Genomic DNA, 12,449 nt, shown 5'->3' with positions numbered 1-12,449 from the left:
CTATCGTTCCACACTTCCCACTTTCAACCGGGTAGGTTGCAGGCGAGTATAGACAGCTTCGATCGCCATCATTGTCGCAAGCGCTGCTGCAAAGGTTACCAACCCGGCGAAGTCGTGCAGGATTCCCTGCGCCACTGCTTCGCCCGCATAGTACGTGGTCAAAATCAGGATAATCACTCTGATGAAATTCGCCAAAATCGTCACCGGAACTACGAGCAGTGACATCAAGATTAAGGCCGTTAGATCATGGCGATGCCGCAGGTAAACGTAGAACAGGCAAATAGCCGACAGGCTGATCAACGAGTTAAGGCCTGAGCAAGCCGCCGCAACAAGCATCTCGAATTGCGCGATTTGGATGACGACGCCCGCGCTGCCGACAGGGTAGCCTAACGCATACAGCAGTGCGACGGCCCACTCAGAAATCGCTATTTTCACAGGTTGAGTGATTACTGCCACCAATGTGTCCGGTGGCGGCACAGCAAAGCCCAGGTATAGAACTGGGAACCAGCAGGCGAGAAGAACGCGAGCTCCGACCAGCAGGTAAGCTCCGGCAATAAGTGCCGCATACATCACGAACACCTGCAGCTCGATAATGCCCGTGATACCCATCACTATATACGCTGGCAAAAGCACTGCCAACGCGCCGAATCCTATAATTTTGTTACCTGGTCGACGCTTACTGCGCGCCTGTCGGTACTCGCGCACGAGCAACCATAATCCGGTTGCGAGCACGATGGGCCCGTGCCCCCCTGCTCAGTAGACCAGTTGTATCGCGCAACCTCCACCATCGGCGGTACAATGAAAAGCAGCACGCTCGAGACGATGAGCAAATCGGCAAACCGTAGCTTTTTTAACCCAGCTGCGGGCAGGTACCTTCTAGCCAGGAGCAAAGCAGAAATGCCTTTTCGAAATTGGCAGAGTGCGAGATTGTTCCAGGACGCTACTTTGCAATAATATGTTTGGCAATCGCGAGGTGCGCGCGGACAATCACAAAGCGGGTGGAGCAAGAATTGACCTTACTGATTATGATGCTTGTTGCACCACTTCTCCTGATGAATTTAACATTCTTAGCAGAGGTAATTGCCGGACTTCCCCTTGCAGCGCGGGAAGGACACCAGCGGCTGAGCCAAAAAACGACGATCATCGTCCCAGCGCACAACGAAGCGCGCACAATCAAAGCGTGTCTAGATGCACTCGTGCGCCATGCTGGGCGGGAGTTCGACATCTTGGTGGTAGCAGACAATTGCAGCGACGATACAGCCACGATAGCCGCAGAACATGGCGTTGCGGTGATTTCGCGTAAGGACGAAGATCAGCGCGGCAAGGGGTTCGCGCTTGCGTTCGCGCGCGAGTGGCTCCGGAGGTCACCACCAGACGCTGTGATTGTCCTTGACGCTGATTGTCGAATAGACCGGGCGAGCCTCACAAATCTAGCTGCTGCGTGCTTGGAGAAGAAGAAGCCCTGCCAAGCAATTTACCTGTTCGAGCCCTGCCGCACCAAATCTCCGATGGTTCAGATTTCCACCTTCGCATTCCTGTTAAAAAATCTTGTCCGACAGCGTGGGCTGCAGCGCCTGACCGGCGGCGTTCATTTGACAGGCACGGGCATGTCTGTGCCTTGGAACCAGTTCGAAATAGCCGATCTCGCGACCTCTAGTATCGTAGAAGATCTTCGGTTCGGTATTGAAATGAGTGAGGCCGGGGCACCTCCGCAACTTATTCAAAGTAGCTATGTCTGGAGCGGGCACGCCGACGTCGGCGACACACTCGCGCAGCGGAGCCGCTGGGAAGGGGGATTTCTGACAATTGCGCGCGTAGCCGGTCCTCGAATGTTAATTAGCGGAATTCGGCGACTTTCAATTCCTATGACTTTGCGCGGCCTGGACTTGTTTGTTCCGCCGCTCGCACTTTTGGCCGCGATGAATGCCGTCGTTCTACTGCTCACCACCTTCATAACCGTTTTAGATTTATCGAGCTGGACGCCGCCGGCGATTCTAGCGAGCTTGGGTCTGCTTATGACCGTCGCGATGATCGTAGTTTGGTGGCGTGAGGGTCGAGATTTCATCGGGGTAGCAGCACTCCTCAGCCTTCCCGTCTACGCTCTGTGGAAAGTGCCTATGTATGCCGGGCTGCTTAAGAAGGGAGCTCCTCAGGAGTGGCTTCGGACTCCTCGGCCTGACGAAAAAGATCGCGGAGCTTAGCTGCGGAAAGGCGGATATCAAATTCCTCCGCGATCCGAGCAGGACCCGCATCTCCCAAGCGCCGGCGAAGTGCACGATCTACGACCAGGCGATCTAACGTGGTGGCCAATTCCTGCCAGTTTGATGGCGAGAACAAGAACCCTGTTTTTCCCTCTTCGACTAACTCGGGAATGCCAGCCACCCTGGAAGCAACAACTGGCACCCTGAGCGCCAGAGCCTCCATGAGCACCATCGGCAGGCCTTCCATGAAGCTTGGAAGAACTAGCACGTCACTCCGTGCAATCTCGCTCAGAGTGTCAGCTTCTGAAAGCGCCCCTAAAAAGTCCACGCGCTCGGAGATACCAAGAGCTTCAGCTTGCCTAGCCAGTTCGGCTCGCAGTGAGCCATCTCCTACGACGGCTAGCCGAGGTGCTGAGTCTGACCTCATCAGCGACAACGCTTCCAGCAACCCCGCAACTCCCTTCTCCGCTGAAAGGCGACCGACCACAATAAGTCTGACTTCGCCCGTTTCGACAGAAGCGACATGCGGCAGTCGTTCAAGTTCTAAGCCACAGCGCACGACTTTAAGTCTGGGCCACATCTCTGGACCGACAACCCGTGCGGCTTGAGCTCTCCCGAAGTACGAAACGCAGGCAACAAACTTAGCTGCAGATATTTTCTCTGGTAATAGGAGCCCAGCTGGGTAATCGAACTCTGAAATACCATGGATTGTAAAGCTCCATCCGATCTCTGCGTGGATACTTGCGAGTAATCCGACCGCGGCACCAGCGTTCGCAAAATGATTGTGAAGATGACCAATCCCGCGCCGCTTCATCTCCCGAGCCAGCAAAATACATTCGCCGAAGTAGGCAACGGACAGCAGCGAACCTCTTAATCCTGGCGGCCGATGACGAGCCGCGACGACGAGCGTCCGCAGGTATCGTGCGGGTTGCCGGACTAATTCTTGGACATGTGCCAAGAGGTAGTCCCGCCATGGACGGGCCAGCAGAGTATACGTAGCCTGCGCTTCTCGGACATCCTCGTCGGTTCGCAGTTCCGCATGTGCGGGGGCTCGCACGCTAAAGGTGTCAATCTGACACCCGAGCTGTCGCATGGCACTAATTTCACGACGTATAAACGTGTGCGACGTTGCCGGGTATTGGCTAGTCAGGTAGGCAATCCGCATACTCAGGCCCGGGCAGTCGGCCTAAGAACCCGCACCTCGCCGTTTCGGTGAGCTCTGGCCTCTAGTTTTTTTTGTCCTACCAAGTAACTGAAGATGCCTTTCGCTTCGGCTATCTTCATTAACATCATGACGGCGGCGGCGCTCACTCGAAAAGCGAAGTCTGTGCCACCTCCTCGACGCACGAAGATACGACAACCCTGCAGCATGTACAGAGCTGGAAGCAGAAGTAGCACGCGCCAATCTTGTTCTAGTGAAGCAGCCGCTGCGACGAGTAAAGGCAGGATAACTGTCCAAAACAGGGCGCTCGCAATTTGGCGTCCATAAAGTGGTTGGCCGGTCCTCTGCGTAGCGGCTCTAGCCTGTGCGTAGCCAAGACCACCCCGCTCAGAACGTTTCCACCATTCGCGAAGTCTGCTTATTTTAGCATCATGTTCCGTCATAGGTGCATCAATTCGCCAAATTTCCCAGCCGGCTGCTCGCAGTCGGGTGCAGAGTTCGGGTTCCTCACCGGCTACTAAATCCGCACGAAAAGATCCTGCCGACCGAACCGCCTCTACCCTCATCAGGGCATCGCCCCCACACGCTTTGGCGAGACCGATAGGCGTATCCCACTCGGCATCGATGAGGCGATGGTATAAGGAAGCCATTGGAAAGGCCTCATAGCGTCGGCCACATACTACACCAGCTTCCTTGCGACTGTCCAAGAAGCTCGATGCAGTAGCGAGCCACTCTTCCTCCAAAATGCAGTCAGCGTCGATGAACTGCACGAAACGACACTCTGGCGCGTCTTGGACTAGTTGTTCAAATCCAGCACGTCGGCCCCGAGCTGCGGTGAGCAACCCATCGGCGCTTAGACAAACTACGGTAACACCCATGCCCAGAGCGGCTTCCACGCTGCCGTCTGTTGACGCAGAATCGGCGTAAACGACGTGCTGGCACTGAGACTTCGCAGCACCGAGGCTGAGTAGCAATCGCTCACCCTCGTTACGACCGATTACGACTATTCCGATCTGCGTTACCTGCGTTTTAGCGACTTCTAGGTTTTCCAATTGCATATGCGACATCAACCCTCAGTGGACTGGCAGTTCGGAGCTATTCAAGTGAGGACTTTGTTTGACCTTCCGGGTTTTCATAGGGTTTCGCGTGAAGCAGACATGGCTTCTATGGCCGTCGCTTTTGAGCTTGCACGACGAGGGTGACGAAGTAACGCTCATCGGTTCGGGCGATAGCGGTCATAAGTTCCCTACAGGTACCTGCGTGCACCGCGTATTCCAAGTGAGCGGTTCGAGTGATTTCCAAACTTCCGGTTCTTTGCGGCGAGGCAGTTGGGAGAAAGCGACGTTCTTGGCGGGACTTTTGGAGGTCTATCGGCCTCAACATCACGAAGCGACGCTGAAGTGCTCGTATTCTTTTCTCGATCGGGCGCCTATTGGGCAGCTCTTCCTTGGCCCACACGATCAGTCGATCGACACCGCCCCAGCTTGTCGGCAGCCAAAGCAATCGCATCCTGGGCAATTTGCTTTGTCTTGTTAGGTAAACCCTTGAGCGGCCTCTCCCTGCTGTGGGCGGGTTAGCATTTGCCAACATCAATCCCCCTTTCCGCCAATTCGGCGGCTTGAAGCTTTGGCCCAGCTCTTGGCTAACTAGAGTGCGTTCTGGAAACTTCCAGCCAGCAATGACCGAGAACAACTGCACAGCTTGGTGGGCGGTACGCCGACCATCGACACACCATTGGCCGAGGTGGTGGACCGAGCCGACGTGCCAGCTGCGTTAAGTTCGGTCTGATGTCAGCTTCTGCTGGGATGGGACAACCTGAAGTTATCCGTGCGGTCAGCGGCGCCGTATAGATGAGGCGTGTTGCCATCTATTCCTCTTCTGGGGTGTGTGTTAATGTTCATCACATTGCCGCGTATTCCAATCCTCGATGGCTGGCGGGCCGTGAGCATCCTGCTTGTTCTCGGAGGTCACTTGCTGCCGCTTGGGCCATCGCGCTTCGGACTCAATGGAGCCATTGCCGCTTCGGGAATGGCGATCTTTTTCACTCTGTCCGGCTTCCTGATTGCCAGCATGTTGCTTGCGAACCAGGATGTGCCGCGGTTTCTCACCAGGCGCTTGTTACGCATTCTTCCCCTCGCATGGGTGGCGATGCTGGTCTTGATCATTTTGAATAACACGAGCTGGTCTGTGGCGATCAGCAATCTGCTATTTGTGTCTAACCTGCCTCCCCATCCATTGATGAATGGTGGCGGACACCTCTGGAGCCTTTGTGTGGAGGTCCAGTTCTATGCAGTCATCGCAATCATGGTCGCGTTGGGTGGCAAGAGGGCGCTGTACCTTATTCCTGCCCTTGCGCTCTCGGTCACTGCGCTTCGGGTCTTCACTGGAACAACGATGTCGATCACGACATGGTTTCGGGTTGATGAAATTCTAGCAGGTGCTTGCCTGGCCCTTGTGGTCCACCACTACCCGAAAGTGAGAGTTCCTGCATTTGCCACGGTGCTGCTTGCGCCTCTGATCGTTGCAGCAGCCTATCCCACCCCGGTAGCCTATCTTCGCCCGTATTTGGCGGCAGCCGCGGTAGGAACCAGCATCTATGCTGCACCAGGTCTCATGTCCGCCCTGTTTACCAGTAGGCTAGCCGGATGGATCGCCGAAATATCATACGGACTCTATGTCTTGCACGGTGTGTTGGTAGATACCTGGCTCGGCAGTGGCGACAAGCTGGTGAAGTATGTTAAGCGACCCTTGCTGTTTATTGTAACCTTCTTGTTTGCACACCTCTCGTTCAAGTATTTTGAGCGCCCCATCCAGAAGCTGGGTCAGCGCCGGACAACTGCCGTCAACAGAGCAACGTGATTCAGCGAAACACGCCATGTGGCCCCCGCGGCTCGTAAAGGTTCCAATCGGTTTTTGTTTGCCGCGGTCAGGTTCCTGTCGCCTTCCTTATAACGTAAGCAAAGAGCAGCGCACATGTCGAAGCCCACCAATAAATCGGCACCGTCAGGCTATGCGGCTCCGGAAATCATCTGCCCAAATTGGCTGTTTGAACAGAGCGGCGCACCGTGCGCTGCGAAGCTCAACCGGAGATCAGAAGCAATACGATAACCAGTACCGCGCTTGCGCCGCTCGAAATGTGAGCGTGTGCAAGATTAATGTCTAGAAGCGTGCAGGTTCGACAATGCTTGACCGAGGCATACGAGCAAGAATTTGTTCGTCGCAAGTAGACGAGAACAAAGAGCACATTCCGTCTAACTCCGAACACTCGCTCATCTTGTCAGTGGCACAAAACATCGGCCTACATAAGCCGAAGGAAAGCTACCAAAGAAGCTTCCCTATCGTCAGCTGGATAGACGGGCAAGCCGTCCGCCAAGCACCAGCAGGAGTTAAAAGAGCGTTTTGCTCCTGATGAATGAGCGATTGCTCGAGGTGGCATGCGGACTGAAACAAACTCGACTTCTTCGTTGAGAAGTTGCCGAGCAGCAAGTCTACCAGACTGCAGATAGCACCGGCTGCTCCAATCGTCGGCGCCTCACCTCGCGCTTGAAATGATAGAAAAAAAGATGAGGCTCGAAATCGCTGGGGGGGGGGGAAACGCTGCAAGGAGGAGAGCCCATCCCCTGCCGAAGCTTCCTAGACGAGCTGTTACGAGGCCTCCGATTTGATGGATCTGCAACGACGTTTGACATAGGTGTGCTCTGCCGATGTAGGAGACGCTCACCTTCGTTAGAACCGATCACGAATATTCAGACCTGCAATACCCCTGTTTTAAAGACTCTTAGGTCTTGGGCCGGCATATTCGACATCAACCCTTCGTGGACAGGCAATTCGGAGCAATTCAATTGAGAATACTGTTTGCCCTCCCGGGATTGCACAGGGTTTCGCGCGGAGCAGAGGTGGCGTTTATGGCGGTCGCTTCTGAGCTTGCGCGACTGGGCCACGAAGTAACGCTCATCGGTTCGGGCGATTGCCGATCAGATATCCCCTATAGGTATCTGCGTGCACCGTTAATCCCACGTGAGCGGTTCGAGCGAATTCCGAGCCTACCAGTTTTTCGCAGCGAGACAGCTTGGGAAGAAGCGACATTCTTGGCAGGCTTCCTGAAAATCTATCGGCCGCAACAATACGACGTGACGCTGACGTGCTCGTATCCGTTCCTCAATTGGGCGCTAAGGGCGCGTAAGTTCAAAGGAACGCGTCCCGCGCATGTATTTGTGACTCAGAACGGAGACTGGCCCGCGCGCTCACAACGGTCAGAGTTCCGTTACTTCGATTGTGATGGACTTATCTGCATCAATCCAGATTACTATCGGCACAACCAAAGTCGCTATGAAGTTGCGCTCATTCCGAATGGCGTTGATCTTACCAAGTTTCACCCTGGAGCAGATAGCCGAGCGCAATTTTGTTTGCCGTCTGGTGTCCCAATCGTTCTCATGGTCAGCGCCTTGATCGAGAGCAAAATGGTCGAGACCGGTATCAGAGCGGTCAGTTCAATGTCGGACGTACACCTCGTAGTTGCAGGCGACGGTCCTTTGAGAGAACAGCTTAGAGCGAAGGCGGAGGCCATCATGCCCGGCCGCTATCACAACTTCACTGTAGCCGCCGACCGCATGCCAGAGCTTTACCGGAGCGTGAATGTTTTCCTGCATCTCTCTCGCGATGAAAGCTTCGGGAACGTATTCGTAGAAGCCATGGCGTCGGGAGTGACAACGGTCGCCTGGGACTTAGAGCGAACACGTTGGATCACGGGTGAAACGGCAATGCTATCGCCGGATGGTGACGAAGCAGCGTTGATTGGTCAATTAATAGAGGCCATAGAGCATCCAAAATCAAAGGATGTAATCACACGTCGGGCGCTGCAATTTTCGTGGACTTCCATCGCGCAACAATACCGCGAGTTCCTGAATGTTGTGACGGGCAAGCACATGGGGGTTGATGAATGACGCGTGTTTACAACGAGACGAGGCGCATCCTTGTAACGGGCGGAGCCGGATTCCTCGGCTCGCATCTCTGCGATCGCCTGCTCGCCGACGGTCATGACGTCATATGTGCCGACAACTTCTTTACGGGTAGCCGCCGCAATGTTGCGCATCTGCTGCCAAATCCATCTTTTGAGCTGCTTCGCCATGACGTGACCTTCCCGCTGTATCTAGAGGTCGACGAGATCTACAATCTCGCGTGCCCGGCCTCTCCCATCCACTACCAACATGATCCGGTTCAAACTACCAAGACCAGTGTTCACGGGGCAATCAACATGCTGGGTCTTGCAAAGCGCGTGGGCGCTAAGATCCTGCAAGCTTCTACTAGTGAAGTGTATGGCGATCCCGATGTTCATCCGCAGGAAGAGAGCTACTGGGGGCGTGTCAACCCGATTGGTCCGCGCTCTTGCTATGATGAAGGCAAGCGCTGCGCGGAGACACTATTCTTTGATTACCACCGCCAACATGGGTTGAAGATAAAGATCGCTCGGATCTTTAACACCTATGGTCCACGCATGCATCCCGCGGACGGAAGGGTTGTCTCAAATTTCATTGTGCAGGCGATCCGGGGCGAACCTATCACTCTCTACGGAAACGGCGAGCAGACTCGCAGCTTCTGCTATGTTGACGATTTGATCGATGGTCTGATCCGGCTGATGAATAGCCCAGACGAAATCACCGGTCCGATAAATATCGGCAATCCAAATGAATTCTCGATGTTGCAGTTGGCTGAGTTGGTGCGAGATCAAACTGGAAGCAGATCAGAATTTGTGTTCCGCTCTTTGCCTGTCGATGATCCTCGCCAAAGGCAACCTGATATACGAAGGGCGGCGGAGCTTCTAGGCTGGAAGCCCAACATCAACCTCGCCGAAGGTCTTGCTTCTACTATCGATTATTTTAAAAAAGTATGCTGATCGGCTTATAAGCAAATGGCAGGCCGCTTTCACCAGCAGTCAGGGTCGTGCGACCCACCCTGGGCTTCTTCAACGCTCCAGTATGGGACGCCCGGGTAGGCAAAGCTGACGTTCTGCCTACTTTTGTGAAGGCTTAGGCGGGCTGTCCAATAACATTGCCGGGCGAGCTATAGCGACATACCAAGATCTCTTCCTCGCCCTCGCCGCTCAACGCACAGCCCACTCGAGTGGTGCGCCGCCATATAAGTTGCGTGTAGTGACTCACATCTTCCACGCGACCTGAGCGGCTGTTCGACGGGAAAACGCCAGGTTGATAATTTTTCTTCTCGGCGATCCACAGCCTGACCATCTGCTCGGGCGAGTAGTGTGCTGGCGTCCCGCCCCAGATGTTCTCGCCAAGGGGTTCTTGGCCCGGGCTGTCAGGCGAATGCTCAAATCGACCAGTTCGACTTAGGTACCGCGCCCACTCCCGCGCCCCCGCGGCCAACTCGTCGTCCCATTGCAGTGGTGCAACCGACATCTCCTTACGTTCACGATTGTGTTCGGCAAGGATCCGCTCGTTGAAATCAACGCGGAAGTCGGATGCCCCTAAGAGAAATGGTGCTAAGATTCCAAGTGCAAGCGTAGCAACGTTGCTGCGGCGGTAAAAGCGCATGGTTTGGCCTCGTTCGAGGCCTACATTTGCCGCTAGAAAGTGAAAATTTTGTTAGCTTTGAGCCTCTCTGAGGTCGCGACTGAGCGGAGGATAACTACTGGCTCGCCTACGCTTACCTCCGAGAATAGTCGCCGTGCGAAGTCGGTTGGCACTCCGATACAACCATGCGTGGCTGCGCCCCAACGAACGTCGCTGCCATGTATCGCAACACCGTCTCCCGTAAGTCGAAGTGTGTACGGCATTGGCGCGTCGTATAGGCTGGAGCGATGGTCCTTACCTTTCCAAAGAACTGGATATTGACCAAGCGGTGTCTCCTTCGTGTCGGCGCCGTACAATATCACTGAAGTGCCAATCTCGTGCCCCCCGCGGAAAACACTTAGCAATTGAGTCCTCAAGTCGACCCGCACCGAAGTTGGCCCGGATGGGATGCCTTGATCATTCCAGATGAAGTCACCGTACCTCATTGGCCGCTCAACGATGAGTAAGGATTGGACTGGACCTACGAACCCGCCCGCACCCAAAGCTTCCTTCTTTTGACTAGGAGTGAGCCAAATGCGGGGCCCAGAAACTCTCGCTTCTAATCTAGGTGCTTTAGCATGCGCAGTTCCAACGCGCGCAGGTGCCGATTTCGCAGCATTAACCTGCATCAATGCGTGGATGCTGAACGCCATTGCCGCGATCAAAAGAACGGACAGCAAGAAAGGGCGTAAGCGAGGTCTCAACCAGGCTACCGCTGAACGCAGAAAGTTCGCCTGCGCGCCCGCAAACCTGCACCTATGGCTCCAAAGCCAATCAGCATGAACATCCAAGTTGCTGGCTCAGGAACCGCTGATACCGGCGGAGGCGAAACGCCAGTTACTGGAAGGTTAGGAAGGTCAGGCGTGCCCCCACCCACGCCTCCTCCGACCCCAACGTCGACGCCCACGACGACGCCGACGCCTTCTCCGATGACTCCGCCGATGCCTTCACCAATGCCTCCGCCAACGTCTACGCCGATACCTCCACCGACTCCTCCGCCGCCGCTCCCGCCTACGTCGATGCCTCCTCCACCTCCTACGCCGCCGCTTCCACTCGCGATAAGCAATGGAGCGGGCAAACTTAAGGTGCCCGACGGGCTTGATGTCTCGACCGGGCCCACAGAGTCAGATGAACCCGGCAGATCTAATATCGGCAGTACGGGAATTATTGCGCTCACAAACTCGTCGGAGAGTTGCGGCGGATTCTGAGTCACCTTGCCCAATGCACGTTCTTTCGGCTGTATTTTGCCCAAAGCCCTTTGCGAGGGCCGTGCCGGTGGAGACTCTGATTTTCTCTTGGCGGCAACCTTGTTTATGAAGAGTGCGCCTTTGTCTCGTGCGCCAGGAGATCGTGCATTCAATAAGACCTCTAAAGCAGTTGCCGCAGTGCCATTCCCGAGTTCAATCGCCTGCTTGTTGACGGCTCGTACGAGGAGTGGCGTGGCAGTCAGCAGTGAAAGCGCAGCGATCGAGGCCGCTCCGACTTGAGCTTTGCTCAGCTTGCTTTTTCCCAACAGAACGCTCCCGTCTGACTCCCTGCGAAACGGTTAAGCAAAAATTAAAGTTCCACAAACATGCGCTCAGCAAGGTCGCATGATGAGACACCTCAATCTTTCAGCTTGCAGAATCGATATTGGAGTTCGCCCGGCCCGCAGAAGGTAGACGGCAGCCGGGGACGATCGGTCTTCATATCCGCATGCGGCAACTAGATTGTCGGCTCCGTCGCTAAGTACCACGTTTGAGCGTCTTCTATCGCAAGGGCTGTCAGCCGTCCGGTTCGGTAAGCTCCGGTGTCTATACCAATTCGGTTGCGCTGCACATCGATCGTGGACGTGATTGAATGGCCGTGGACGATTATCGCTCCGTGATAGCGACTGCTTTCGAGGAACTCGCTTCGGATCCAGAGGAGGTCGCGCGGACGCTGCCGGTGTAAGGCACGCCCGGGTCTGACCCCCGCGTGACAGAAGAAGAAGTCACCTGATCTCCAATAAAGAGGCAAGTCTCGTAGCCAATTCAAAATGCCCTCACCCAAACCTTCTGAGAGCCTTCCCGCAAATTCCTCTGTCGACTCATACTCGGCCGGCTCGCGGATCCCGAAGCTGGCCAAAGTAGCCGCACCACCATACATCAACCAACTATCGCGCGCCTCGTCCATCCCTGACGCACAGCTCAACATTGCTTGCTCATGATTGCCAAGTAGCACTGTCGCGAATTCTGATCGTGAGGCCTCCCTTAGTGCCAATATAAGCAGTTTCGACGACGGACCTCTGTCGATAAAGTCACCTAGAAAAACTAAGCGGACCTTACGCCCCTGCGTGGGTCGGGCTAGGCAGTCCCGCTCGATAGCCTCCAACATCTCAGCTAGCAGGTCAGCTCGGCCGTGAATGTCGCCGATGGCATAAATACGTTCTCCAGGAGCTCCCCGTGGAGGCGACCTTAAGGGACGCCGATGTAGGGTAAGCTCGTGGCTTGCGACAGACATGCTTTCATTTAGACCCTAGAATCACGCCCCGCAGGCAAG

The 12,449-nt window shown here is 55.2% G+C and carries 10 protein-coding genes and 1 pseudogene; 4 read left to right on the top strand and 7 right to left on the bottom strand.

Translation table 11 applies throughout. The annotated features are described in order from the left end of the window. Entirely contained in the window at positions 1-705 is a 705-nt protein-coding gene (gene xrt, locus G7077_RS09585; RefSeq protein WP_246167536.1) for an exosortase, read from the bottom strand. A gap of 305 nt (positions 706-1,010) precedes the next feature. Here xrt and G7077_RS09580 point away from each other — a divergent pair, with 305 nt between their 5' ends. Beyond that, the gene (locus tag G7077_RS09580; RefSeq protein WP_166411503.1) at positions 1,011-2,201 is read left to right on the top strand and encodes a glycosyltransferase family 2 protein; all 1,191 of its coding nucleotides are present in this window, start codon (positions 1,011-1,013) and stop codon (positions 2,199-2,201) included. On the opposite strand, the gene G7077_RS09575 is transcribed toward G7077_RS09580, so the two are convergent. Next, positions 2,134-3,015: a glycosyltransferase family 4 protein gene (locus tag G7077_RS09575; protein WP_166411502.1), complete on the bottom strand. Its 882-nt coding sequence runs from the start codon at positions 3,013-3,015 to the stop codon at positions 2,134-2,136. The two genes, G7077_RS09580 and G7077_RS09575, sit on opposite strands and share 68 nt — an antisense overlap. A gap of 353 nt (positions 3,016-3,368) precedes the next feature. Beyond that, positions 3,369-4,421: a glycosyltransferase family 2 protein gene (locus G7077_RS14555; protein WP_425505321.1), complete on the bottom strand. Its 1,053-nt coding sequence runs from the start codon at positions 4,419-4,421 to the stop codon at positions 3,369-3,371. Positions 4,422-5,256: 835 nt separating this feature from the next. Here G7077_RS14555 and G7077_RS09565 point away from each other — a divergent pair. The 3 genes from G7077_RS09565 to G7077_RS09555 all read left to right on the top strand — a co-directional run bounded on the left by G7077_RS09565 (position 5,257) and on the right by G7077_RS09555 (position 9,256). Further along, on the top strand, positions 5,257-6,222 hold the full coding sequence (locus tag G7077_RS09565; protein WP_166411500.1) for an acyltransferase family protein: 966 nt from the start codon (positions 5,257-5,259) through the stop codon (positions 6,220-6,222). 1,046 nt (positions 6,223-7,268) lie between these two features. Continuing rightward, positions 7,269-8,306 (top strand): glycosyltransferase family 4 protein, encoded by a 1,038-nt coding sequence (locus G7077_RS09560; RefSeq protein ID WP_206367618.1) that lies wholly within the window; start codon positions 7,269-7,271, stop codon positions 8,304-8,306. Then, the gene (locus G7077_RS09555; RefSeq protein WP_166411499.1) at positions 8,303-9,256 is read left to right on the top strand and encodes a UDP-glucuronic acid decarboxylase family protein; all 954 of its coding nucleotides are present in this window, start codon (positions 8,303-8,305) and stop codon (positions 9,254-9,256) included. Before G7077_RS09560 ends, G7077_RS09555 begins: the two co-directional genes overlap by 4 nt. A gap of 133 nt (positions 9,257-9,389) precedes the next feature. Here G7077_RS09555 and G7077_RS09550 read toward each other — a convergent pair whose 3' ends face one another. The 4 genes and pseudogenes from G7077_RS09550 to G7077_RS14550 all read right to left on the bottom strand — a co-directional run bounded on the left by G7077_RS09550 (position 9,390) and on the right by G7077_RS14550 (position 12,284). Then, complete coding sequence (locus tag G7077_RS09550) at positions 9,390-9,911, bottom strand: CAP domain-containing protein (RefSeq protein WP_166411498.1); 522 nt, start codon at positions 9,909-9,911, stop codon at positions 9,390-9,392. 32 nt (positions 9,912-9,943) lie between these two features. Beyond that, the gene (locus G7077_RS09545; protein ID WP_343039924.1) at positions 9,944-10,375 is read right to left on the bottom strand and encodes a L,D-transpeptidase family protein; all 432 of its coding nucleotides are present in this window, start codon (positions 10,373-10,375) and stop codon (positions 9,944-9,946) included. Between the two features lie 263 nt (positions 10,376-10,638). Next, positions 10,639-10,743, bottom strand: a pseudogene (locus tag G7077_RS14200) (PEPxxWA-CTERM sorting domain-containing protein); the annotation flags it as partial. Positions 10,744-11,633: 890 nt separating this feature from the next. Next, positions 11,634-12,284 (bottom strand): metallophosphoesterase, encoded by a 651-nt coding sequence (locus G7077_RS14550; protein WP_425505276.1) that lies wholly within the window; start codon positions 12,282-12,284, stop codon positions 11,634-11,636. Between the last annotated feature and the right edge of the window lie 165 nt (positions 12,285-12,449).

Source organism: Sphingomonas piscis (genome assembly GCF_011300455.1).
Lineage (GTDB): Bacteria > Pseudomonadota > Alphaproteobacteria > Sphingomonadales > Sphingomonadaceae > Sphingomicrobium > Sphingomicrobium piscis.
The sequence above is the reverse complement of the archived record's forward strand: the minus strand, read 5'-3'. Positions and strand labels throughout refer to the sequence as shown.